Origin of the sequence: Demequina gelatinilytica, from assembly GCF_000971115.1 — a bacterium.
Taxonomy (GTDB): Bacteria; Actinomycetota; Actinomycetes; order Actinomycetales; family Demequinaceae; genus Demequina; species Demequina gelatinilytica.
The window spans coordinates 141624-166225 of record NZ_BBLV01000001.1; the positions used below are offsets into that span (position 1 = coordinate 141624).

General features: G+C 70.9%; 14 protein-coding genes. 6 read left to right on the plus strand and 8 right to left on the minus strand.

The annotated features are described in order from the left end of the window. The 3 genes from AOM00_RS00650 to AOM00_RS00660 all read left to right on the plus strand — a co-directional run bounded on the left by AOM00_RS00650 (window position 1) and on the right by AOM00_RS00660 (window position 1942). Complete coding sequence (locus tag AOM00_RS00650; RefSeq protein ID WP_062515950.1) at window positions 1-405, plus strand: hypothetical protein; 405 nt, start codon at window positions 1-3, stop codon at window positions 403-405. Between the two features lie 113 nt (window positions 406-518). Beyond that, a complete protein-coding gene (locus AOM00_RS00655) occupies window positions 519-827 on the plus strand; it encodes an ArsR/SmtB family transcription factor (RefSeq protein ID WP_062515951.1) in 309 nt (102 codons plus the stop codon). Beyond that, a complete protein-coding gene (locus tag AOM00_RS00660; protein ID WP_062515952.1) occupies window positions 824-1942 on the plus strand; it encodes a permease in 1119 nt (372 codons plus the stop codon). The genes AOM00_RS00655 and AOM00_RS00660 overlap by 4 nt, the downstream gene beginning before the upstream one ends. Window positions 1943-2019: 77 nt before the next feature. On the opposite strand, the gene AOM00_RS00665 is transcribed toward AOM00_RS00660, so the two are convergent. Further along, entirely contained in the window at window positions 2020-2973 is a 954-nt protein-coding gene (locus AOM00_RS00665; RefSeq protein ID WP_062515953.1) for an electron transfer flavoprotein subunit alpha/FixB family protein, read from the minus strand. Further along, complete coding sequence (locus tag AOM00_RS00670; RefSeq protein WP_062515954.1) at window positions 2970-3758, minus strand: electron transfer flavoprotein subunit beta/FixA family protein; 789 nt, start codon at window positions 3756-3758, stop codon at window positions 2970-2972. Before AOM00_RS00670 ends, AOM00_RS00665 begins: the two co-directional genes overlap by 4 nt. Before the next feature lie 105 nt (window positions 3759-3863). Between AOM00_RS00670 and glgX the strand changes: the two genes are divergently transcribed. After that, the gene (glgX, locus tag AOM00_RS00675; RefSeq protein WP_062516091.1) at window positions 3864-6017 is read left to right on the plus strand and encodes a glycogen debranching protein GlgX; all 2154 of its coding nucleotides are present in this window, start codon (window positions 3864-3866) and stop codon (window positions 6015-6017) included. On the opposite strand, the gene AOM00_RS15900 is transcribed toward glgX, so the two are convergent. The 6 genes from AOM00_RS15900 to AOM00_RS00705 form a co-directional block, all read right to left on the minus strand. Further along, complete coding sequence (locus tag AOM00_RS15900) at window positions 5998-9390, minus strand: glycosyl hydrolase 53 family protein (protein WP_062515955.1); 3393 nt, start codon at window positions 9388-9390, stop codon at window positions 5998-6000. The genes glgX and AOM00_RS15900 overlap by 20 nt on opposite strands. Window positions 9391-9626: 236 nt before the next feature. Next, window positions 9627-13520, minus strand: a complete 3894-nt coding sequence (locus AOM00_RS00685) for a glycosyl hydrolase 53 family protein (protein WP_082096380.1) — start codon at window positions 13518-13520, stop codon at window positions 9627-9629. 415 nt (window positions 13521-13935) lie between these two features. Then, window positions 13936-14832: a sugar ABC transporter permease gene (locus AOM00_RS00690; RefSeq protein WP_062515957.1), complete on the minus strand. Its 897-nt coding sequence runs from the start codon at window positions 14830-14832 to the stop codon at window positions 13936-13938. Further along, complete coding sequence (locus AOM00_RS00695) at window positions 14832-16436, minus strand: ABC transporter permease subunit (RefSeq protein WP_062515958.1); 1605 nt, start codon at window positions 16434-16436, stop codon at window positions 14832-14834. Before AOM00_RS00695 ends, AOM00_RS00690 begins: the two co-directional genes overlap by 1 nt. A 99-nt stretch (window positions 16437-16535) precedes the next feature. After that, the gene (locus AOM00_RS00700; protein WP_062515959.1) at window positions 16536-17810 is read right to left on the minus strand and encodes a sugar ABC transporter substrate-binding protein; all 1275 of its coding nucleotides are present in this window, start codon (window positions 17808-17810) and stop codon (window positions 16536-16538) included. A gap of 165 nt (window positions 17811-17975) precedes the next feature. Next, the gene (locus AOM00_RS00705; RefSeq protein WP_062515960.1) at window positions 17976-20009 is read right to left on the minus strand and encodes a beta-galactosidase; all 2034 of its coding nucleotides are present in this window, start codon (window positions 20007-20009) and stop codon (window positions 17976-17978) included. A 312-nt stretch (window positions 20010-20321) separates the two neighbouring features. Between AOM00_RS00705 and AOM00_RS00710 the strand changes: the two genes are divergently transcribed. Then, window positions 20322-22319 carry an alpha-1,4-glucan--maltose-1-phosphate maltosyltransferase gene (locus AOM00_RS00710; protein ID WP_062515961.1) on the plus strand — a complete coding sequence of 666 codons (1998 nt, stop codon included), beginning with the start codon at window positions 20322-20324 and terminating at the stop codon, window positions 22317-22319. Window positions 22320-22350: 31 nt separating this feature from the next. Continuing rightward, window positions 22351-24516, plus strand: a complete 2166-nt coding sequence (glgB, locus tag AOM00_RS00715; protein ID WP_062515962.1) for a 1,4-alpha-glucan branching protein GlgB — start codon at window positions 22351-22353, stop codon at window positions 24514-24516. The last annotated feature ends 86 nt before the right edge of the window (window positions 24517-24602 follow it).

The window sequence follows — 24602 nt, forward strand, 5'->3', positions numbered from 1 at the left end:
ATGGCCGGCATCCCCGGAGGCGACGCCCTCCACGCGCTCGTGTTCGCCGTGATGGAGCATGGCATGCGCTCCCTGACCACCCCCCAGGGCCTCGCGGTCTCCCTGGTGCAGGAGAGCGGCACTGGCGACCGCACCATCACCACCTTCACCGGTGTGGGCGCGCAGGCGGCGGTCAAGGCCGCCCGCACCAAGGCGGAGTCGAGCACCGCCGAACGTCTCGCGATCGTGTGGGACGGGCGTCTCACCAGCAAGGAGGGCGACGAGACCGCGGTCATGGTCCTCGCCCACGAGCGCGGCCAGCCGGCGACGCTGATCTTCGCGCAGCGCTACGCGGCGAAGGGCACGGAGGTCGAGACGGTCGGGCGCCCCGGCTACGTGGGCGATCGCGCCCCGCTGCTCGGCTGAGCCTCCCTCCCCCCGCCGGCCGGGCGGCGCATCACCCCCGTGCGCACCACCCCCTTGCGCATCGCGCCGCGCGGCCTTACATTTCGAATGTGGTTGATACAACGAATCTCGAAATGACGACGCGGGACGCTGCGCCCGAGCTCTCCGCCGAGTCCGCCACGGTGCTCGCCGCGGTCGCGGACCCGCTGCGCCACGGCATCGTCCGCTACCTCGCCGCGCAGGGGGAGCAGTGCGTGTGCGACCTCCAGTCCGCCTTCCCCGTGAAGATGAACCTGCTCAGCTACCACCTCAAGACCCTGCGCGAGGCAGGGCTGCTGGTGTCCGACAAGCGCGGGCGATGGGTCCACTACAGCGTCGCGCCGGATGCCGCCGCGCGCCTCTCCCGTGCGCTGCCCCTCACCCTCCTCGGGAACCCGTCATGACCTCGCCCTCCGCCCAGACCTGCTGCCCGCCGACCGCCGCGCCCGCGCCCGCGCCCGCGCCCGCGCCCGCGCCCGCATCGTCCTGCTGCGGCGACGAGGCCGGCCAGGACCGCCACGCCGACGCACGCAGGCTCCGTGCGACGGTGGCGGCCGGCGCGCTCGGGGCGACAGTCCTCATGACGGTCGCCGGGCCGGCCTGGACACGCCTGCTCACCGTGCTCGGTCTCGACCTCGACTCCGCGCTCGGCTCGGCGGTGCAGTTCGCGCTCGCCGAGTCGGGCAAGATTCTCGCGCTGATCGCCGTGATCGTGTTCGCGGTCGGCTTCCTGGGCACGTGGCTCACGCCCGCAAGGGTCCAGCGGCTGCTCGCCGGACGTCGGCGCGGCGTCGGGCACGTGCTCGCCGCCGGGCTCGGCGCCGTCACGCCGTTCTGCTCGTGCTCGTCCGTTCCGCTGTACGTGGGCCTCACGCGCGCCGGGGTGCCGGCCGGTGTCGGGATGACGTTCCTGGTGGCGAGCCCGCTCGTCAACGAGATCGCCCTCGCGCTGCTGGCATCGATGCTCGGGCTCGGCATCGCGATCGCCTACCTCGCGCTCGGCTTCGCGATCGCGATCGGCACGGGCACGCTCGTCGGGGCCGCACGCTCACGGGAGGCCGGTCCCGCGCCGACGATGCTCCCGCTCGCGATCGCCGAGCGCCGCCCGTCGTTCGACGACCGCCTCCGCGCGGGCGTCGCGGAGACCCGCACCACGCTGCGCAGGCTGTGGCCCTTCGTGCTGCTCGCGATCGGGCTCGGCGCCGCGGTCCACGGCTGGGTCCCCACCGACGTCATCGCGGAGATCGGCGGGCACTGGTGGGGCGTCCCTGCCGCGGTCCTCATCGGGATCCCGTTGTACTCGGCCACGGCCACCGCGGTGCCGCTCATCGCGCCGCTCGCCGCCGCAGGCGTGCCGATCGGCGCCCTGATCGCCATGCTCATGGCGGTGGCGGGGCTGTCCGCACCCGAGCTGCTCATGCTCCGCAAGGTGATGGACCGGCGGTCCTTGGCGATGTTCGTCGCCGTCGTCGCCCTCGGGATCGTGGGCGCCGGCTACCTGCTCAACGCGGTCGCCTGACGCCGCAGACGCTCAGCGTCCACCCGGGGCACGGAACCGTGCCCCGGGTGGACGCTGAGCGGTACGGCGGGCCGGGCCTAGCCGGCGCGGTGCTCGTGGATGCGCGCGATCGCCTGCGGGAGCACATCGCCCAGGTCGCCCACCACGCCGAAGTCCGCGATCTCGAAGATCGGGGCGTCCGGGTCGATGTTGACGGCGACGACGGTGCCCGAGGCCTGCATGCCGCCACGGTGGTGCACCGCACCGGAGATGCCGCACGCGACGTACAGCGCGGGCGTCACCGTGGTGCCGGTCTGACCGACCATGTGCTCGTGGGAGATCCAGCCCTCGTCCGTCGCGTCGCGGGACGCACCCACGGCGCCGCCCAGGACGTCGGCGAGCTCGCGCACCAGCGTGTAGTCGCCGTTGGTGCCGCGGCCTCCCGACACGACCACGGGCGCCTCCGCGAGCGGGACGCCCTCGGGCGCAGGCACGGGCTCGATCGCGACGATCGCCTCCCGCGTCTCGGGAAGCTCCGCCCCGACCTCGACCAGGGTGGCGGCCCCCGGGGTCTCCCCCGCGATCGCCTGCGTGGTGTTGGGCCGCACGGCCACGATCGCGCGCTCCGCGGCGATGCGCGTGCGCACGTTCCACGTGGCCGCGAACACGGTCTGCAGGGTCTCGACATGGCCGTCGACCAGCTCGGCGCCCGCGGCGTCGACCACCACGCCCGCACCGGTGGCGAGCGCGAGCCGCGTCGCTACCTCCTTGTTGACGAACGTCGACACCATGACCACCACGGCGGCATCCTGCGTGGCCGCGCCCAGGGCCGCGGCCGCCGCGGCCGGCACGCGGGCATCGTCCCCGGCGGGGACCACGCGCACCTCCTCCGCGCCGTAGACGCCGAGCCGCGCGAGCTCGGCAGGCTCCGGCGCGGCTCCGATCCACACCGCGACGGGCGTGCCGAGCGTGCGCGCGAGCGTGAGCGCCTCGAACGTGGGCTGGGTGACCTCGCCGGAGCGGGTCTCGACCAGGACGGCGACGGTGCTCATGCGAGCCCCCTCTCGATCAGGAAGTCGGCGAGCTGGGTGCCCGCGTCGCCGGTGTCGGTCACCTTGACGCGGTTCTCGCGCGGCGGCCGCGGCGAGGCGTCGACCACGACGGTGCGCGCGGCGCCCGCGCCGACCGCCTCCGCGGGGATGCCCAGGTCCGCGAGGGTCCAGGTGGTCACGGGCTTGCTGCGCGCGGCCATGATGAGCTTGAAGTTGGGGTAGCGCGGCTTGTTCGCCTCGTCCGTGACGGAGACGACGGCGGGCAGCGGCGCGGCGACCGTCTCGTGCGCGTCGGGCAGGTGACGGACGATGGTGGCGGCGCCGTCCTCGACCGTGAGGCCCGAGGCGAGCGTCAGCTGCGACCAGTCGAGCTCTGCCGCGAGCGCGGTCGGCAGCATCGAGGTGAGGCCGTCGAGCGCCGCCATGCCGGTCACCACCAGGTCGAGCGGCGCCTCGTCGTGGACCTTGCGCACCGCGGCGGCGATCACCTTCGCGGTCCCGAAGACGTCGGAGCCCGCGATCGCCGCATCCGAGACGTGGATCGCGTGGTCGACACCCAGCTGGAGCGCCTTGCGCACCGCCGCGACGGCATCGTCCCCGCCGACGGTGAGGGCGTAGACCTCGCCCTCCCCCGCGGCCTCCTTGAGCTGGAGGGCGGCCTCGACCGCGTTCTCATCGAGCTCGTTCATGGTCCCGTCGTCCCCCGTGCGGGTCACCGCGCCCTCCGTGAAGGAGCGCTGCGACTGCAGGTCGGGGACGAACTTCACCGTCACCAGGATGCGCATACGGGACAGCGTAGCGGTGGACGACGCACCCGCTAGATGCGCCGACGTGCCCCCTCCGGCGGAATGTCCTGCGAACGTTCACAGTTGTCGGATAACAATATGAGCATGACATCCCCGACAGTCGAGCCGTCCCCGAACCCGCATCGCCTGGGCGTGCACCTGGTCGAGGGAGGCGCGACCGTCGCGGTGTACGCGGCGCATGCGACCGCGATGCACCTGTGCCTGTTCTCGGACGACGACCGCACGGAGACCCGCATCGCGCTGCACGGCCCGCGCAACGGCATCTGGCACGGGCTGGTCCCCGGGATCGAGGCAGGCCAGCGCTACGGCTTCCGCGCGACCGGCCCGTGGAACCCCAAGCAGGGGCACCGCTACAACCCCGCGAAGCTGCTGCTCGACCCCTACGGTCGCGGCATCGAGGGACGCATGACGCCCATGACGGACCCGGGTGCGCGCGCCCTGCTGAGCTCGCGCGACGCGACCGACTCGGCACCGCTCATGCCCAGGTCGGTGGTGACCAAGAAGCCGTCGGGCCCCTGGCAGACGCCCCACCCGCGGGTCCCCTGGACCGACACGGTCCTCTACGAGACCCACGTCAAGGGCTTCACCAAGACGATGCCGGGAGTGCCCGAGGAGCTGCGCGGCACCTACGCGGGCCTCGCCCACCCGGCCTCGATCGACTACCTCAACGAGCTGGGCGTGACCGCGGTCGAGCTGCTGCCCGTGCACGCCTTCGCGCCGGAACCGCACCTCGAGCACAGCGGGCTCGACTCGTACTGGGGCTACTCGACGCTCGGCTTCTTCGCGCCGCACGCGGGCTATGCGACGGAGGCGGCCCGAGCCGCGGGTGCGCAGGCGGTCCAGGACGAGTTCTGCGGCATGGTCGACCTGCTGCACCAGGGCGGGCTCGAGGTCATCCTCGACGTGGTCTACAACCACACATGCGAAGGCTCGAGCTCGGACCGCGTCCTGTCGTGGAAGGGGCTCGACAACCGCGTCTACTACCGCAGCCAGGTCCACGCGCCGCAGCACTACGACGACACCACGGGCACGGGCAACACCCTCGACTTCGGCCACCCGCTGGTGTCCAAGATGGCGCTCGACTCGCTGCGGTACTGGGCGACGGAGATGCATGTCGACGGCTTCCGCTTCGACCTCGCCGCGACGCTCGGGCGCACCATGCAGGGCTTCTCGAGCGACCACCCGTTCCTGGTGGGGCTCATCACTGACCCCGTGCTCGGCGGCCTCAAGCTCATCGCCGAGCCCTGGGACGTGGGCCTCGGCGGCTGGCAGGTGGGCAACTTCCCGCAGCCCATGTCCGAGTGGAACGACCGTTTCCGCGACTACACGCGCGCCTTCTGGCTCCAATGGGGCGCCGCATCGTCCGGCCAGCGCCATCACCCCACCGCTCCCGAGCTCGCGACGCGGATCGCAGGCTCGTCCGACCTCTTCGGGCACTCGGAGCCCTACGGGATGCGCGGCCCCATCGCCTCGGTCAACTTCATCACGGCGCACGACGGCTTCACCGCGCTCGACCTCACGTCCTACAACCACAAGCACAACGAGGCCAACGGCGAGGACAACCGCGACGGCACGGACAACAACCGCTCGTTCAACCATGGCGTCGAGGGCCCGACCGACGATCCGGAGATCCGCCACGCGCGCCTGCGCTCCGTGCGCAACATGCTGGGGACCCTGCTGATCTCCGCAGGCACGCCCATGATCCTGGGCGGCGACGAGTTCGGGCGCACCCAGGGCGGCAACAACAACGCGTACTGCCAGGACAACGAGATCTCATGGCTCGACTGGGAGCACGAGCAGTGGCAGGTCGACCTCCGCGCGTCGGTCGCGGAGCTGCTGCGCCTGCGCCGCGAGCACACGGTGCTCCGTCCCGACCGCTTCTACGACGGTGTCGACCACAACCCTGCCGACGCGCTGTTCCGTGCCGACTCGGCATGGTTCCGCCACGACGGCGCGCACGAGGACGAGGAGTGGTGGGAGGACCCCGAGACCCGCGTGGTGCAGTTCATGCGCTCGCTCTCGGACGAGTCCGAGGCCGATGCGCTGGTGGTGGTCAACGGCAACGCGCACGCGGTCGACGTGACCATCCCCGAGGACCAGGGCCAGCCGTGGCGCCTCGCGTGGGACAGCGCGTGGGACTCGCTCGACGAGCGCCCCGAGGGGACGGTCGAGCCGGGCGCGACGCAGAGCATGGAGGCCCTGTCGCTGCGGCTCTACCTCACCGACCCCGCGGGCTGAACGTCCCTCCCGACCCCACGGCGCACTCCTTGCCGTTGAGCGTGAACGCCTCGACAGGGAGCGCACCTGACTCGGTGGTGCCCTCGAGGCGGACGGTCACCGTGCGCCCTGGGCGCAGCTCGTTGGTGCGGCTCGAGTCGACGAGCACCACATGCGAGCCGGCCTGCAGGAAGTCTCCGGGCACCGCCGAGGTCAGCTGCTCGTCCCCGGCGAGCTCCCACGCGAGCCACCATCCGCGGATGGTGGTGTCCGTGGCGTTGCGGATCTGCAGGGTCGCGCGGAAGCCGTCCCTGGTGGCCGCGGTCCGGTAGGTGACGGTGCACGCCGCCGGGATCTCGCCCAGGTGCGCGAGCGCGGCCTCGAGCTGCGAGGTAGCCTGGTCCACCTGCTCCTGCGTGGGCCGCGACGCCGCCAGCACGATGCGCGCGACCTCGAGGGCCCGGTCCACCGCGGCGAGCTCCTCCGCGCCGTAGGCATCGCGATCCAGGCCGTCCGCCTCGGACACGAGCGCGGCGAGGGCCGTGGTGTCGACCGCGACCGCGACCGGGGTGATCGAGAAGTCGTCGAGCCAGATGTAGTCGGAGACGCCGCCCGTGCCCTGCGCGCCCACCGTCACCGCGGCGCCCTCCGCGACCTCGAGCGTGAGCTCCGGGTAGTCCCACGCCCCCCAACCGGAGAACGCGAACGGCGCGACCTGCTCGACGCCGTCGACGGCGAGGTCCGCGTCACCCGTGTCCTCGCCGTGCGCACCCGCGCTGAGCAGATAGGTGCCGGACGGGAGCGCGACGTCCTGCGCCACCGAGAAGGCCCACGGGATCGAGTCCCAGACGTTCACGGCCTGCTCCCCCACGGCGCTCCACTCGTCGGCGACCACCCAGAACGTGGTGGGCCACGGGTCCGCCACGAACGTCCATGGAGCGATGTCGGGGGCACCCGCAGCGTCCACCGCCTCGAACCCCGCGTTGCCGAGCAGCGGACCATCCGTGACGGTGATGGTCGCGGAGGCGATCCAGCCGCCCTCGGTGGTGCCGCTCACCTGGTACTCGCCGGGCGAGGTGATCCAGGCGACGGCGTCCGACCACACGACGGCCTCGGTCGAGGTGCCGCCGTCGTAGGCGACCACCGTGACCTCCGCGGGCAGCGCGATCGGCTCGCCCAGCACGGCGTCGACCGCCACGGGCCGCACCACCGGGTCCGGCGGCGTCGCATCGTCGCGCAGCGTGAGCGAGTCGAGCGCGGCCTCGAGCGCGAGCGTGACCTCGTCGACGTCCGGCTGGTCCGGCCGCGACGACGCGAGCACGTTGCGCGCGGCCTCGAGCGCGGAGTCGAGCAGCGCGAGCGACTCGGGCGTGTAGACGTCGCGGTCGATCGCGTCCGCGCGATCCACGAGCGCGGCGAGCGCCGTGGTGTCGATGTCGGAGGCCACGGCCCGCACGAGCGTGACATCGTCGATCCAGCCCCAGGCGCCGGCCTCGCCGGAGCCCCAGATCCCGATGTTGAGGATGCCGGAGGGGCCCACCTCGACATCGAAACCGGGCTCGTCCCATGCGCCCCACCCGGTGAGCGCGAAGTCGGCGCTGCCGCCCGGGGAGTCGTCGGCCCACGCGTACAGGTCGAGGCTCAGCGCGGAGACGCCATGCGCCGCGGCGGACAGGTGGTACGCGCCGGGCTCGAGCCCGCTGACGGTCTGCTTCATCTCGAGCTCGTAGGCGGCGGCGTCGTAGACGTTGACCGCCCACTCCCCCCGCATGTTCTGCGAGTCGACCTCATGCTTGACCCAGAACGTGGACGGCCAGGGGTCGGCCTCGAAGACCCACGGCGTGATGTCCTCGCCCTGCTCGAAGTCACCGTCCACCACCAGGTTCTCGGCCAGGACCGTCACGGAGGCGACGGAGGCGTAGCCGCTCGCGGTCGTGCCCGAGACGCTGTACTCGCCCGGGCCGGAGATGAAGGCCTCGGAGCCGGACCACGTCACGGCCTCGTCGACCGTGGAGCCGTCGTTGAAGCTCACCGCGACGGTCTCCGGCATGACGATGGGGTCACCGTCCTGGAAGGTCAGCACAGGGTTCTCGACGGCTTCCATCGCCAGGTCCGTCACGGCGCCGGTGTCGACGTACCGGAACACGTCGAGGGACTCGAGCGGGTTGCCCTCGAAGTCGAACAGCGCCTGGTTGTCCCATGCCGAGCCGCCGTACCAGACCCCGGCATCGTCGGGGTCGTACTCCCCCGCGAAGCTCGTCGCCCAGCCGGAACCGTGGCGCTCCCACAGGACCTTGTTGCGGGTCAGCTGCGCGGGCGTGCCCACCGGCAGCCACGCGGGCTCCCAGTAGAAGACGCCGATGCCGGCCTCGCCGACGTCCGCGACCGCCTGGATGACGTCGGCGACCTCGCGGGCCTGACCCTGGACGCTCACCGGGTAGGCGGTGGCCTCCGCGGGCTGGTCGATGACGTTGGGATGGCCGTCCCCGTCCTCGAGCGTGTACGCCCAGGACGTCTCGGCGACGACGACCTGCTTGCCGTAGGTGTCGGCGACATCGGACAGCACCGACGTGAGGTTGTCGAGGCTGCCGTGCCAGAAGGGGTAGTACGAGCTCGCGAACACGTCGTAGTCGACGCCGCGCGCGTCGAGCGCCGCCGCGTAGCCCGCGTACCGCCCTGCGGTCTCGGGATTGGTGAAGTGCAGCGCGACCAGCGCGTCGGGGAACACGTCCCGCACCGCCGCGGAGCCCGCCGAGAAGACCTGCGCCATGCCGTCCCAGCCGCTGACGCCCGCCACCGCGTTGTTCGTCTCGTTGCCCACCTGCACCATGCGGACGTCGACCTTGGCCCTGCGCATCGCGGTCAGGGTCGCCTCGGTGTACTCGCCCACCGCGGCGGCGGTCTGCTCGACCGTGTAGCCCGCCCACTCCTTGGGTGCCTGCTGCTTGCCGGGATCGGCCCAGAAGTCCGAGTAGTGGAAGTCGACCGTCACCCCCAGGCCCGCCTTGGTGGCGCGCTTGCCGATCTCGACGGCGCGCGCCGCATCGACCGTGCCACCGCCGTAGCCGTTGCCGTCGGAGTCGAACGGGTCGTTCCACACCCGGATGCGCACGTCGGTGACCCCCGCATCGGCGAGGACCCTGAAGAGGTCGCGCGGCTTGCCCTTGGCATCGCGGAACACCACCCCCGAGTCCTCGAGCGCGATGACCGAGGACACGTCGACACCCTTCATGAAGCCCTCGGGCAGGTTCTCCACCTTGTCGACGAAGATCCCCGCGTCGACGGGGCCCGCAGGCTCCGTCGGGCGCGGATGCGCGCCCGCGGGTGCCGCGATGAGCAGCGCAAGCGCGGCGATGGCGACCGCGGTGGCTCCGGTGCGGAAGGTGCGCAGCATGGTCAGTCCCTTCGATCGTCCTTGACCGCGCGGGGAGGACCCGCGTCCTGTGACCGCTCTCAGACTGGCACAGAAGGGACGAATCCGCATCCGGGGAGGTAGACGACTCAGGGGTGGGACGCGAGAGGCCCGACCCGGGGAGGGGGTGTCCCCGGGTCGGGCCCGTGCCGGCGGAGCATCCCGGCAGGCGCCGTGCGGGGAAGGGGGCACCCTCCCCGCTCGCGTGCGGACGGCGGCTAGCCGATCGTCCTCGCCTTCGACCTCACGGTGGCATCGAGATACCCACCCTTGTGCGCGGTCACCTTGACGCTGACCCTGGCCCCGAGGTCGGACCGACGCACCTTGTAGGTGGCGTGGGTCGCCCCGGAGATGGGCTCCCCGTCACGGAGCCACACGTAGGTGAGCCGCCTCGGGCTCGGCGACCAGCCGTCGACCGGCGCCACGAGCTGGGAGCCGACGGCGGCCTTGCCGGTGGGGATGGTCCGCGCCGGCACCGAGAACACGCGAGGTACGGCGACCGGCGCCGACTTCGCCCAGAGCGCGGTGTATCCGGCGCGCTGGCCGACCACCACGACCGACAGCCGGGTGCCGCGGTCCGCCTTGCGCACGGTGTAGGTCGACTCCGTCGCCCCCGCGATGGGCACGCCGTTGCGACGCCACTGGTAGGTGTACCGGGTCGCGGATGGCGTCCACGAGCCGAGCGTGACGCGCAGCACCTTGCCGGCGACCGGCTTGCCCGTGATCGTCGGCGCACCCGCGACCGCGAACTCCTTCTCGATGGTCACGGGAGCGGAGACCCGCTGGGTGGAGATACGGCCGTCCGCGGACGCCGTCACACGCACCGAGATCCGCGCGCCACGGTCCTCCTCGCCCACCGTGTAGGTGGTGCCCGTCGCGCCCTCGATGAGGACGCCGTTGCGGCGCCACTGGTAGTCGAGCTCGGCCGGGGCCGGGCTCCAGGTGCCTGCCTCGGCGGTGAGCACCGCACCCGCACGCGCCTTGCCCGTGACCGTCGGCTTCGGCGCCAGGTCGAATGCCACCGGCAGAAGCTCGAGAGCCGCGAGGGCCTCCTCGATCAGCGCGGCGGCCGCATCCACCTTGGCCTGCGTCGGCACCTCGGCAGCGAGGACCACGCCCGCCTTCTCGACCGCGAGGTCGAGCGCCGCGAGCGTGGCGGCCGTGTAGAGACCACGGTCGATCCCGGCGGCGGCCGCGAGCGCGGACTCGAGGGCGACGGTGTCGCTCGCGCCCGCCGAGGCGGCCGCGGTGAGCGTCACATCGTCGAGGTAGCCCCACGAGCCGTCGTCGAACGTGCCCGCGAACGCGAGGGTGAGGACGCCGTCCTCACCGACCGTGACGGTGGTGGCGAGCTCGGCCCACGTGCCCCAGCCGGGCAGCGTGACCGCCACGGAGGACTCGTCCGCGGACGAGGTGGCCGTGAGGGAGCTCGCCGTGGTGCCGCCACCGGTGATCCACGCGCTCAGCGCGTAGCTGCCGGGGGCGAGGCCGGTGATCTCCTGCGTCACCGAGCCGTCGAAGGAGGCGCCGGTGCCGTTCCAGAGGTTGAAGGAGTAGTCCCCGGAGCGCTTGTCCCCGTCGGACACCCAGAACGTGCCCGCCTCCGCGGACGGCCACGGCGTGGCGTCGATCTCCCACGGGGAGGCCGAACCCGTCCCGTTCTCGAAGCCACCGTTCGACACGTGGTTCTTGGCCGTGACCACGATGCGGGCCGTCGCGACGAGCCCGGACGCGGTCAGACCCGTCACGGTGTACGTACCCGGACCGTCGATCCACGTGTAGGAGTCGTTCCACGCCACCTGCTCGGTCGTGGTGCTGTCGTCGTACGCCACCACCGTGACGGTGTCGGGCAGCTCGATGGCGTCGCCGGCCTCCACCGCGACCTCCGTGTCGCGCACGGTCGGGGCGGGGATGGCGCTGTCGCCCTCCTCGAGCCCGTCGAGCGCGGCCTGGAGAGCCTCGGACGCCGCGTCGACGGTGCCCTGGCCCGCGGTGGGAGCGTCGAGCACGAACCCGGCGCGGGCGAGCGCGCGCGTCACGGCGAGGTAGGACACCGCCGTGTACTCACCGGGATCGAGCGCCGCCGCCTGTGCCACGAGCGCCTCGAGCGTGGACGTGTCGGCGTCGATCGCCTCGGGGACCGCGACCAGCGCGAAGGCGTCGATGGTGCCCCAGGCCCCGGCGGGCATGGCGGAGAAGGTGGCCGTGATGGTGACCGGCGCCCCCTCGACCACGGTGATCGGGTCCGTCACGGGCGACTGCCAGTTGACGTAGCCGTCGAGCGCGAACGCCGCGGTCTTGTTGGCGATGCCCGAGGCGACGGAGATCTCCGTGGTCTCGCTGCCGTTGACCGAGCCACCCTGGGCCTTGGCGGACAGGCGGTAGTCGCCCGCCGGCACGTCCGTGATGGTCTGCGTGATCGAGAACGAGTACGTGCTGCCCGACCAGAAGGTGGTCATGTGCGTGCCGTCGTAGGCGTCCGCGGCCTTCTCAGCGCCGATGGTGTAGCCGGAGCCGCTGCCGGTCCAGCCCGTCGCGCCGTCCTCGAATCCGGGGTTGACCACGTAGTTGGTGGTGTCGACGTCGGCGGCGAGCACCTCCACCGACGCGCTCGTCTCGAGCCCGGCGGACGTGGTGCCCGCGAAGGTGTAGACGCCTGCGTCCGTGATCCACGCGGTGGAGCCCGACCACGTGACGGTCTGGTCCTCGGAGGTGCCGTCGGTGTACTTGACGGTGACCGTCGACGGCAGCGTGATGGTGCCGCCCTCGGTCACCGTGACCTTGGGGGCGCCGATCGTGTCGACCTCGCGCTCGGAGATCGATCCGGTGCGCGCGTAGTCGAACACGCGCAGGGACTCGAGCGGGTTGCCCTCGAAGTCGAACATCGCCTGGTTGTCCCACGCGGAGCCGCCGTAGTAGGTGCCCGCGTCCGCGTTGTAGGCGCCGGCGTACGAGCTGGCCCAGCCGGAGCCGTCCCGCTCCCACAGGACCTTGTTGGCCTCGAGCTCGTCGGGCGTGCCCACGGGCAGCCACGCGGGCTCCCAGTAGAAGACGCCGATGCCCGCGTCGCCCGTGTCGACCACGGCCTGCATCACGTCGCGGACCGCGAGCGCCTGGCCCTGCGGCGTCGCCGAGTACGAGTCGTTGTTGGTCGCGGGACGGATCGTGTTCTCGTGGCCGTCGCCGTCCTCGAGCGTGTACGCCCATGAGGTCTCCGCGACCATGACCTCCTTGCCGTAGGTGTCGGCCACCTGCGACAGCTTGTCGGTGAGGTTCTCGAGCGTGCCGTGCCAGTACGCGTAGTACGAGCTGGCGAACACGTCGTAGTCGATCGGCTGGACGCCCTCGGTCGTCGTGTCGGTGTCGTACTCGGCGAGGGTCTTCGCGTAGCCGAGGTAGTTCTGCGAGTTCGGGTTGGTGAAGTGGACCGCGATCTTGACGTCCTCGCCCAGCACGTCGCGGACGGCGTCCGAGCCCGCGTCGAACAGCGCCGCGGACGCGGGCCAGCTCTCGCCGGCGAGCGAGAGGCCCGTGGTCTCGTTGCCCAGCTGCACCATGCCGACGTCCACGCCGGCCTCGACCATCATCGTGAGCGTGTCGAACGTGTAGTCGTACAGCGCATCGGCCTTCTCCGCCGCCGTCAGCCCGCTCCACGCCTTGGGCGCGTACTGCTGGCCCGGGTGCGCCCAGAAGTCGGAGTAGTGGAAGTCGACGAGGACGCGCATGCCCGCCTCCGTCGACCTCACGCCGATCTCGGTCGCGCGCTCGGCGTCGACGGTGCCGCCGCCGTAGCCCTGGTGGTCGGCGTCGTACGGGTCGTTCCACACACGGATGCGCGAGTAGTTGACCCCCGCCTCGGCCATGACGTCGAACACGTCGGCCTCGAGCCCGTCGAAGTCCTTGAACGTCACGCCGCTGTCCTCGAGCGAGAGGATCGAGGAGGCGTCGACGCCGTTGATGAAGTCCTCGGCCAGCCCCTCGACCTTGGGCACGGTGATGCCTGCCTCGATGGGGCCGTCCTCGGTCGACGCCGAGGCGGCGGGCGAGACGATGGCGATGCCGCACAGCGCCGTGAGCGCGGCGGCCACCGGTGTACTGAGAATGCGGTTCATGCTTCCTTCCCTGAGAGATCAACGCTGATCTGCCGTCGGCGGGGACCGACGCGCCCGAGCTGCGGTGCCGGGCGCACGCATCTGTGGGTGCCGCGTCGGCGCGGCCCTGGGGATGCTGTGAGCGGTCCCAATGTTATCGTCACCATCTGTGACGCACCACACACCGTCACGATCGTGACCGTTCCGTTACCGGTCCCAGCGCACCCTCCCCCACCGCAGTGGTAGATCGCTGTCGGTTTGCGCCGATCGGTGCATCACAGTGGTTGCTGGTGGTCGGGGACGTCTCGAGTGCGACCACCAACCACCGCTGCGCCGCGGCGATCCTCGAGAGGCGGCCGATGCGGGGAGCCCGCCGACGCAGAGAGGCCCGGGGCGGTCTCCCACCCCGGGCCCCTCTCTGGAAGGAGAGCCTGGATCAGCCCTTGACGGAACCGGCCGTGAGGCCTCCCACGATGTAGCGCTGGAGCGCCAGGAACAGCACCAGCACCGGCAGCGCCGCGATCACGGTGCCGGCCGAGAAGATGCCCCAGCGCGCGGTCAGCTGATCGGACACCCACTGGTACATGCCGACCGCGAGCGTCCAGTTCTCGGAGGACACCAGGATGATCCTCGCGAGGATGAAGTCGCCGAACGCCGAGACGAAGGCGAGCAGGCCCACGACCGCGAGCACGGGGCGCACGAGCGGCATGATCATGCCCCAGAAGATCTGGGAGTGGCTCGCGCCGTCGATCTTGGCGGCCTCGTCCATCTCCTGCGGGATCGAGTTGAAGAAGCCGTACATGAGGAACGTGTTCGAGCCGAGCGCGGTGCCCAGGTACACGCAGATGAGCGCGATCTTGGAGTTGATGCCGAGCGCAGGGATCACCTCGCCCAGCGAGATGAGCAGCAGGAACACCGCCACGAACGCGACGGTCTGCGGGAACATCTGCAGGATCAGCAGACCGGTCAGCGAGGACCGGCGGCCCTGGAAGCGGAACCGCGAGAACGCGTACGCGGCGGCCGCGCCCATGAGCACCGCGCCGATCGCGGCGGAGAGGCCGATGAACAGCGTGTTGCCCACCCAGGTCCAGAACAGCGTGTCGTTGAGGTTCTGGTAGTTCTCGAAGCTGATCGAGCCGAACAGGCGCTGCGTGCCCGCGAGGCTGCCGCGCTCGTCGAGCGAGGCGGAGAGCACGAAGACGAGCGGGAACGCCGCGTAGAAGATGATGAGCGCGGCGAGCGGGTACTTCCAGCCGACCTCGAGCCACCAGCGCGAGCGGCGGGTGTGCTGGAACCGGTTCGACGTGCCCGTGGTGGGAGCGGTGGTGGCCATCAGAACTCCTCGAGCTTCTTGGTCTGGCGGAAGGCGAGCGCGGAGACGAGGCCCACCACGACGAACACGACGATCGACAACGCGGCCGCGAGGCCGTAGTCGGCGCGACCACCGGCGACTCCGGAGATCTGGTAGATCGCGGAGATGAGGATGTCCGTCGAGCCCAACGGCACGCTCGTATCCTCGAATCTGGGCCCACCGTTGGTGAGCATGTAGATGATCGTGAAGTTGTTGAAGTTGAAGGCGAAGGACGCGATCGCGAGCGGCGCGGTCGAGACCAGCAGCAGCGGGAACGTGATCGACCGGAACTGGCGCCAGCGCCCCGCGCCGTCGATCTTCGCGGCCTCGGTGGTCTCCGAGGGCAGCGACTGGAGCGCGCCGGTGCACACGAGGAACCAGTACGGGTAGCTCAGCCACAGGTTGACGAAGAGGATCGAGAACCGCGCGAGCCACGGGTCGCCCAGCCAGTTGATGTCGGCCCCGAAGAAGAACCACTTGTTGATGATGCCGAACTCGGGGTTGAGCATGCCTCGCCACAGCAGCGCCGTGAGGAACGCGGGGAAGGCGTACGGGAGGATGAAGAGCGTGCGCAGCGTCTTCTTGCCGCGGATGCGGTCGTCGTTGAAGACCAGCGCGAAGAACAGCCCGAGCAGGAAGCTGCTCGCGACGGTGAGGATCGCGAACGCGAACGTCCAGGCCGTGACCTTGAGCAGCGGCTTGGAGTACTCGGGATCGGTGACGGCCTTGGTGAAGTTCTCGAAGCCGACGTTGACGTACCAGCCGGCCGGCAGCGTCGATCCGTCGTCACCCACGAACGTGCCGCGGTCGTTGGGCGTGTACACCACGCCCGAGTCCACATCGGTGAGGGTGTCCGCCTCCTCGTCCCACACCAGGGACGAGCGGTAGACCTTGGCGGTCGAGCCCTCGCGCGTGCGCAGCGAGCCGTCGTCCGCCTCGTCGGACACCGGGACGCGGAGGTCGGTGACCTCCTGCGCGAGCGCCTGGTCCGACAGCAGCTCGTTGACCTTGACGATCTCCCAGCCGTCGACCTCGGTGGGACGGCCCGAGTCGTCGACGGAGCCGTCGACCTCGGCGAGGGGCTCCTCGGACGTGCCGACCTCGACCACGCCGTCCTCGCTGATCGCGAAGCCGATGGTGTCGCCGTCGCGCACCACCGCGAGCGGGTAGGACGGCGAGCCGTCGACCTCGCGCTCGGCCTGGATCAGCGCGGCGTCGATCGCCTGCGCCTTGCTGACGTTGTGGCCCGCACCGTAGTTGGTGGTCGCCACATACGCCGTGTAGATCATCGTGAAGACCTGGAAGACCAGGAGGAACACGAGCCCGGGGTAGATGTACTTGAGCGGCAGCATGCGCCGCGAGAAGTAGACCCAGTCCGCCACGACGAGCAGGACGATCGAGGCACCGAGGATCACCCAGGCCTGGGCGTTCCAGGCCGACATGATCGCGCTCACGCCGAAGGCGTTCACGATCATCATGACCAGGAGCTTCGCGACGAAGCCCCATCCCAGTCCTGTCCAGCGCCGCGAGTGCGATTCCGTGCCCTTGCCCGTGCTCGGCGCCGGCGCGGTGGTCTCCGTCGACATCAGTTCTCCTGCTCCCGTCTGGGTGGTGATGCTCCGGCGGTGTCCGCCGGGGTGGGGTGGGGCGCCGCGCGCCCCACCCCACCGAGGTGGGTGGACCCCTTAGCCCGCGAGGGCCGCGGTCAGGTCCGTGATCATCTTGTTCCAGGTGTCGACCGGGTCGGCACCCTTGATGATCTTCGCCTCAGCGGCGTTCCAGAAGTCCCACACCGAGCCCATCTCCGGGATCGAGGGCATCGGGACGCCCTGCTCGGCCGAGGCCTGGAAGCCCGCGATCGCGTCCGGGAACGGAGCCGACGCGGTGTCGACGCCCTCGAACGCGGGGAGGCGCGGGTCGGCGTCGTAGAGCGCCTGCATGGCGTCCGGCGTCGCGATGTAGTTGGTGAGGAACTGGTTCGCGAGCAGCGCGTTCGCCGACTGCGACGAGACGTAGAAGCCCTGGACGCCCACGAACGGAGCGGCAGGCTCGCCACCGGCCGACGGCACCGCGTTGACGGTGAAGTTCACGTCGGCGAAGTCGCCGAGCGCCCACGGGCCCGCCACGGTGTACGCGCAGTCGCCCGAGTTGAAGAGCTCGTTGTTGATCGCGTAGTCGATGGTGGTCGACAGGTGGCCGGCACCCTTCTCGCCGTTCTCCGACAGCCAGGTCGCGAAGGCCTCGCCGGCGTCGCCGCCCATGCCCACCTCGTTGGTGTAGGAGCCGCCCTCCTGGACGAACACCGGGGCGCCGAACGAGGTCTGGAACGGGTACATGGTGTAGCCGTCACCGGTCTCGCCGTTGACGTTGATGCAGAACGGGTACTTCGCGCCGGACTCCTCGCCCGCGGCGATCATGTCGTCCCACGTGGCCGGGGCCTCGGTGCCCACGAGGTCGGTGTTCTGGATGAGCGCGACGGCCTCGGTCGAGTACGGCATGCCGTAGACCTGGCCGTCGTAGGTCATCGCGTCGACGGCGACCTGCGAGAAGCTCGAGGCGTTCGCGCCGAGGTCGACCGTGTTGACCACGCCGTCCGTGACGAGCGCGCCCAGCCAGTCGTGCGCACCGATGGTGATGTCCGGGCCCTCGCCGGTGGGGACCTGGGCGAGGAAGTCCGCACGGATGTCCTCGAAGTTCTTCTCGACGAGCTCGACGGTCGCGCCGGTCTCCTCCTCGAACGTGGCCGCGGCGGCCTCGATCGCGGGCTTGCGGTTCGCGTCGGTCCAGATGGTCAGGGTCTGGCCCGTCGCGTCGATCGCGTCCGAGGTCTCCGACGCCGACGTGGTGGGCTCGGGCGACATCGACTCGTCGGTGCCCTCCTCATCACCCGACGTGGAGCACGCCGCGAGCAGCGCGACCGACGTCACCAGGACGGCGGCCTTTCCGATGGTCTTACGCATGGTTACTTCCTTCCAGAGTGGAGCCACATTGCGCGCCTCTGGTGAGATCGCGTCTCTGCGACAGGTTACTTCCGATGCAGTGCCCCCGGCCGGGGATACCAGGTCTTCAGTTGGGTTCGAGCGGTCTGGGCTCGGGCCCGGCGCAGTCCGGGCCCTCCCCTGCGGTCAGTCCGCCCTACCTCCGGACATGCGCGAGGTGCGGACCACGGCGACGCCGCCTCCCGGAACCTCGAGCTCGCCATCGGTCTCGGTTCCCGTCAGCAGGTCGATGCCTGCCACCGGGACACGAGCTGCGTCCTCACCGTGGTTGACGGCGATGACGAAGTCCTCAGCCGCGCCGTGACGCGTCACCACCTCGAGGGTCTCGGGCAGCCCCGAGGCCTCGATGCCGGCGTCCGCGTAGACCGCGTCGAACACGGTCCTCAGCGCCTCCACGGACAGACGGGTGCCGACGTACCAGCCGACTCCCTGCCCATGGGTGTTGCGTGTGATCGCGGGACGGCCCGCGCCGGGCCCGGAGCCGTGCTCCGCGACCACCTCGGCGCCCGCGAGCGCGATGTCGTCCTGCCACACGTCCGAGGGGATCTCGACCTCGGCGCCGCGCGTCCAGCGCACGGTCGCGGTGTCGCCCTCGCGCAGCGGCAGGAACTCCTCGACCGTGAGGCCCAGGGCGTCGCGCAGCGGCGCGACGAAGCCGCCCTCGTGGACCGCATCGTTCTCATCGACGATGGCGGAGAAGAAGTTGACCAGCAGCGTCCCGCCGTCCTCGACGTAGCGCGTGAGGTTGGCGGCGGAGGATGCGGTGAGCAGGTAGGAGGCCGGCGCCACCACGAGCTTGTAGCGGGACAGGTCCTGCGACGGGTGCGCGAAGTCGACGGTGACGTTGTCGCGCCACAGCCGCTCGTAGAAGGCACGCATCCGCTCACGGAACTGCACGTCGTCGGACGGGCGCCACTCGAGGTCCTGGGCCCACAGGGACTCCCAGTCGTAGAGCACCGCGACGTCGGCCTGGACCTCGGCGCCCCGGACCACGGAGGCGTCCTCGAGGTGCGCGCCGAGCTCGACGACCTCGCGGAACACGCGCGACGAGGCGCCCGCGTGGGGAAGCATCGCCGAGTGGAACTTCTCCGCGCCGGAGCGGGAGGCGCGCCACTGGAAGAACATGATCGCGTCGGCGCCGCGTCCCAGGTGGGTGAGCGCGTTGCGGCGCATCTCGCCGGGGCGCTTGGCGATGTTGCGGCCCTGCCAGTTGACGGCCGAGGTCGAGTGCTCCATGAGCATCCACGGCTTGCCCCCGGCGACGGAGCGCGTGAGGTCGGCGGACAGCGCGAGCCCGACGTGCGCGTCGGGGTCCGGCGACCACAGGTAGTGGTCGTCCGAGACCACGTCGACCTCCTGCGCCCACTTCCACAGGTCGGTGTTCCACGACTGGTGCGCCATGAAGTTGGTGGTGACGGGCTGCGTCGCGTGGGCCTTGATGGCGTCGCGCTCGATGCGGAAGCACTCGCGGAGCTGGTCGTCGGTGAACCGCGCCCAGTCGAGCTTCATGGCGGGGTTCGCGATGGTCGGCGTGGCGGCCGGGGCGACCACGTGCTCCCAGTCCTCGTAGCGCTGACCCCAGAAGGCGGTGCCCCATGCGGCGTTGAGGCCCTCGAGGGTGCTGTAGCGCTCCTGCAGCCAGCGGCGCCAGGACTCCACCGCGCGGGGGCCGAAGTCCTCGCCCACGGGCACGCCGTACTCGTTGTGCACGTGCCACAGGACCACCGCCGGGTGGTCCGCGTAGCGCTTCGCGAGCTCGCCGGCCATGCGGGCGATCGCCTCGCGGTACTCGGGCGAGGCGTGCGACGCCATGCCGCGCGAGCCGAAGCCCATCACGGTGCCGTTCTTGTCGGTCACGCGCGCCTGCGGGTACTGGTGGAAGAACCAGGCCGGCGGCGAGACGCTCGGCGTGCCGAGGTCCGCCGCGATGCCGTTGGCGTGGAGCAGGTCGAGCAGCTCGTCCATCCACGCGAAGTCGTAGAGGCCCTCCTTGGGCTCGAGCATCGCCCACGAGAAGATGCCCACCGAGACCAGGTTGACGCCCGCCTCGCGCATGAGACGCACGTCCTCGTCCCACGTCTCGCGGGGCCACTGCTCGGGGTTGTAGTCGCCTCCGTAGGCGACACCCTCGACGCTGGGCCAGCTCGCTGCTGCCGTCATGACACTCCTCGCGGCCCCCGGAGGAGCCTCATACCTCGGCGGCCAACTTTGGCCGCCCCGACTGGGACCGTTCACAGTTCTATATCCACAGGCGGTTCCGGCGCAACTCCGGACGCCCGCCTGTGATGCATTCGGTATCCGTCGTTATCGAACTGTGACCGCGCACAACCTCCATTGGATGCAAGCGGTTACATTCGCCGTGGCCCACACGATACATCGTTCTCCCCGGGGCGCAAGTCCACGCGGGCGGGCCGCGGCGCGCCTGAGCCCCTCGCGGTACCCATCACGCCTCATTACGAGTAGGTTCGGGGCATGGCCCGCACTCCTGAGACGTCTGTCGGTCGCATCCCCATCGTCGGCGTGCAGCCCTCGCTCGAGGAAGGGCGCTGGCCCGCCCGCGCCGTGGTGGGCGAGGCGGTGCCGATCACCGCGACGATCTTCCGCGAGGGGCACGACTCCGAGGGCGCCACCGTGGTGATCACCAAGCCCGACGGCCGCCACGAGCGCCTGCCGATGCCGCTCGACGACTGGGGCAACAGCCGCTACCGCGCCGCCTACGTCCCCAAGCACGAGGGCGCGCACTCGTTCCGCGTCGAGGCGTGGTCCGACCCCTTCTCCACGTGGCTCCACGCAGCCGAGGTGAAGATCCACGCCGGCGTCGACGTCCAGCTCATGCTCGACGAGGGCGTGCTCGTGCTGACGCGTGCGCTCCACCAGGTCCGCCACACCCCCGCGCGCAAGGCGCTGCTCGAGAAGGCGATCGCCTCCCTCCAGGACGGCTCCCTCGACCCCGAGGCCCGCCTGGCCCCCGCATCGTCGCCCGAGATGCGCGCCGCGATGACCTCCGCGCCGCTGCGCGACGACGTCTCGTCGTCGCGCGAGTACCCGCTCGTGGTCCAGCGCGAGCGCGCGCTCGTGTCCGCCTGGTACGAGATCTTCCCGCGCTCCGAGGGCGCACGCCTCAACAAGCGCACGGGCCAGTGGCACTCGGGCACCTTCACCACCGCGGCCAAGCGCCTGCCCGCCATCGCGGACATGGGCTTCGACGTCGTCTACCTCACGCCCATCCACCCCATCGGTGTCACGCACCGCAAGGGCCGCAACAACTCGCTCAAGGCGGAGCCCGGCGACCCGGGCAGCCCGTACGCGATCGGCGGCGTGGAAGGGGGCCACGACGCCGTCCACCCCGACCTGGGGACGATGCGCGGCTTCCGGGCCTTCGTCAAGGCCGCCAGGAGCGTGGGGCTCGAGGTCGCGCTCGACATCGCGCTCCAGTGCTCCCCCGACCACCCGTGGGTCGAGGAGCACCCGGAGTGGTTCACGCAGCGCCTCGACGGGACCATCGCGTACGCGGAGAACCCGCCCAAGAAGTATCAGGACATCTACCCCCTGAACTTCGACAACGACCCCGAGGGCATCTACCACGCGATCAAGGACATGCTCGAGGTGTGGATCGACGCGGGCGTGACCCTGTTCCGTGTCGACAACCCCCACACCAAGCCGCTCACGTTCTGGGAGCGGCTGCTCGGCGAGATCGCTCAGGAGCACCCGGACGTGATCTTCCTCGCGGAGGCGTTCACGCGGCCCGCGATGATGCACACGCTCGCGAAGATCGGCTTCCACCAGAGCTACACGTACTTCACGTGGCGTCAGAACGCCGAGGAGATGGGCGAGTACCTCGAGGAGGTCTCGGGCGACTCGTCGTTCTACATGCGCCCGAACTTCTGGCCCACCACGCACGACATCCTCACGCCGGACATGCAGCACGGCGGGCCCGCGCTGTGGCGCATGCGCGCGGCGCTCGCCGCGACCGGCTCGCCGTCGTACGGCATCTACACCGGCTACGAGCTCGTGGAGAACGTCCCGCGCCCCGGCGTCGAGGAGCAGATCGACAACGAGAAGTACGAGTTCAAGCCGCGCGACTGGTCCGACGCCGACCGCTACGGGATCGCGTCCCTGCTGCGCAGCCTCAACGAGGCCCGTCGCAAGCACCCCGCGCTGCGGCGCCTGCGCGGGCTGCGCGTGCACCCGACCACCAACCCCGAGATCCTGTGCTTCTCGCGCCACGTCCCGGCGGCCGAGTCCCCCACCGGCAAGGCCGACACCGTGGTGGTGGTCGCGAGCTTCGACCCCCACCACGTGCAGTCCGGCGTGGTGACCCTGGACATGCCGGCGCTCGGCCTCGCGGACGATGCCCGGCTGGTGGTCGACGACGTGGTCGGCGGCGCCACCTACACGTGGAGCCGTGACTTCTACGTGCGGCTCGACCCCGCGGTGTCGCTCGTGCATGTGGCGGCGGTGCGACCGTGACCCTTCCCTGCCTCCCGACTGGACGGTGCTGATGCCTCGACGCCTGGACCCTGCCGTGCTCGCCGACATCGCTCGCGGCACGCATCACGACCCGCACGCCGTCCTCGGACCGCATCCGGTCGCGGACGGCGCGGTGATCCGGGTGCTCCGGCCGCTGGCCGACGCCGTCGAGATCGAGACCCTCGCGGGACGCTTCCCCGCCGAGCACGAGCACCACGGCATCTGGGTGGTGCTCGTGCCCGGCGACGGCGTGCCGGACTACCGCGTGCACACGACGTACGGCGAGACCACCTCGGTCTCCGACGACCCGTACCGGTTCCTGCCGCTGCTGGGCGAGCTCGACCTCCACCTCATCCGCGAGGGCCGCCACGAGCGCCTGTGGGAGGCGCTGGGGGCCAACGTCCGGAGGCTCGAGTCCGTGCTCGGCGACGTCGAGGGCACCGACTTCGCGGTGTGGGCGCCGAACGCGCGCGCCGTCAGGGTCGTGGGCGAGTTCAACAGCTGGCAGGGCGCGACGCACGCGATGCGGACCCTGGGCTCCTCGGGCATCTGGGAGCTCTTCATCCCCGGCGTGTCCGCGGGCACCAAGTACAAGTTCGAGATCCTCGACAAGAACGGGCACTGGCGCCAGAAGGCCGACCCGATGGCGCGCCGCACCGAGAACCCGCCCGCCACCGCCTCGGTGGTCGAGGAGTCCACGTACGAGTGGGGCGACCAGGACTGGCTCGCCCACCGCGCCTCGTCCCAGCCCCACCGCTCCGCCATGAGCGTCTACGAGGTCCACCTCGGATCCTGGCGCCAGGGGCTCGGCTACGTCGAGCTCGCGGAGCAGCTCACCGCCTACGTCACCGAGATGGGCTTCACCCACGTCGAGTTCCTGCCCGTCATGGAGCACCCCTTCGGCGGCTCGTGGGGCTACCAGGTCTCGGGCTACTACGCGCCGACCGCGCGCTTCGGCTCGCCCGACGAGCTGCGGTTCCTGATCGACACCCTGCACCGGGCAGGCGTCGGCGTCATCCTCGACTGGGTGCCGGGCCACTTCCCCAAGGACGAGTGGGCGCTGGGCCGCTTCGACGGCACGCCCCTGTACGAGCACCCGGACCCGCTGCGCGGCGAGCAGCCCGACTGGGGCACCTTCATCTTCGACTTCGGCCGCGCGGAGGTGCGCAACTTCCTGGTCGCGAACGCCGTCTACTGGCTGCACGAGTTCCACGCCGACGGCCTGCGCGTCGACGCCGTCGCGTCGATGCTCTACCTCGACTACTCGCGCGAGGCCGGCCAGTGGCGCCCCAACGTGCACGGCGGCCGCGAGAACCTCGACGCGATCGCGTTCCTCCAGGAGACCAACGCGACGGCCTACCGCACGGCCCCGGGCATCGTCATGATCGCCGAGGAGTCGACCGCGTGGCCGGGCGTCACGGCGCCGACCAGCCAGGGCGGGCTCGGCTTCGGGCTCAAGTGGAACATGGGCTGGATGAACGACACGCTGCGGTACATGAGCGAGGAGCCTGTGCACCGCTCGTACCACCACCACACCGTGACGTTCTCGCTCATGTACGCGTTCTCGGAGCACTTCATGCTGCCGCTCTCGCACGACGAGGTGGTGCACGGCAAGGGCTCGCTGGTCGACCGCTTCCCTGGCGACCACTGGCAGCGGATGGCCGGCCTGCGCGCGCTGCTCGCGTACCAGTGGACGCATCCCGGCAAGCAGCTGCTCTTCATGGGATGCGAGTTCGGCCAGTACGCCGAGTGGTCGGAGGGCCGCTCGCTCGACTGGTGGCATCTCGAGGACCACCTGCACGAGGGCGTGCGCCGCATGGTCGCCGACCTCAACCACCTCTACAAGGGCCTGCCCGAGCTGTTCGAGCGGGACTCGGATGCGAGCGGCTTCCGCTGGATCGACGCCGACGACTCGCGCCGCAACACCCTGGCGTACCTGCGCATGGACGATGCAGGCAACCCCGTCGCGGTGATCGTGAACTTCGCGGGGGTCCCGCACGAGGGCTACATGCTGCCGCTGCCCCGCGCGGGCGGCTGGGACGAGGTGTTCAACACGGATGCCGAGGCCTACGGCGGCTCCGGCGTGGGCAACCTCGGCCACATCGAGGCACGCGAGCGCGAGATGCATGGGTTCCCCGCGGTCGCGGAGATCCGTGTGCCCCCGCTGGGCGCGGTGGTGCTGCGCCCGTCACGCTGACCCACCGGTCCAGACAGCCCGACGGATCTCGCGGCGGCGCGCCGCGGGATCGGGGACGATGCGCCGGTCGCCCGGCGCGCCGTCCC

Excerpts from the sequence above, each read along its gene's own strand:
- AOM00_RS00670 (WP_062515954.1), bottom strand. The coding sequence starts at position 3,758 with ATGCGCATCCTGGTGACGGTGAAGTTCGTCCCCGACCTGCAGTCGCAG.
- AOM00_RS00665 (WP_062515953.1), bottom strand. The coding sequence starts at position 2,973 with ATGAGCACCGTCGCCGTCCTGGTCGAGACCCGCTCCGGCGAGGTCACC.
- glgX (WP_062516091.1), top strand. The coding sequence starts at position 3,864 with ATGACATCCCCGACAGTCGAGCCGTCCCCGAACCCGCATCGCCTGGGC.
- AOM00_RS00695 (WP_062515958.1), bottom strand. The coding sequence starts at position 16,436 with ATGTCGACGGAGACCACCGCGCCGGCGCCGAGCACGGGCAAGGGCACG.
- AOM00_RS00690 (WP_062515957.1), bottom strand. The coding sequence starts at position 14,832 with ATGGCCACCACCGCTCCCACCACGGGCACGTCGAACCGGTTCCAGCAC.
- AOM00_RS00650 (WP_062515950.1), top strand. The coding sequence starts at position 1 with ATGGCCGGCATCCCCGGAGGCGACGCCCTCCACGCGCTCGTGTTCGCC.
- AOM00_RS15900 (WP_062515955.1), bottom strand. The coding sequence starts at position 9,390 with ATGCTGCGCACCTTCCGCACCGGAGCCACCGCGGTCGCCATCGCCGCG.
- AOM00_RS00705 (WP_062515960.1), bottom strand. The coding sequence starts at position 20,009 with ATGACGGCAGCAGCGAGCTGGCCCAGCGTCGAGGGTGTCGCCTACGGA.
- AOM00_RS00685 (WP_082096380.1), bottom strand. The coding sequence starts at position 13,520 with ATGAACCGCATTCTCAGTACACCGGTGGCCGCCGCGCTCACGGCGCTG.
- AOM00_RS00660 (WP_062515952.1), top strand. The coding sequence starts at position 824 with ATGACCTCGCCCTCCGCCCAGACCTGCTGCCCGCCGACCGCCGCGCCC.
- glgB (WP_062515962.1), top strand. The coding sequence starts at position 22,351 with ATGCCTCGACGCCTGGACCCTGCCGTGCTCGCCGACATCGCTCGCGGC.
- AOM00_RS00710 (WP_062515961.1), top strand. The coding sequence starts at position 20,322 with ATGGCCCGCACTCCTGAGACGTCTGTCGGTCGCATCCCCATCGTCGGC.
- AOM00_RS00655 (WP_062515951.1), top strand. The coding sequence starts at position 519 with ATGACGACGCGGGACGCTGCGCCCGAGCTCTCCGCCGAGTCCGCCACG.
- AOM00_RS00700 (WP_062515959.1), bottom strand. The coding sequence starts at position 17,810 with ATGCGTAAGACCATCGGAAAGGCCGCCGTCCTGGTGACGTCGGTCGCG.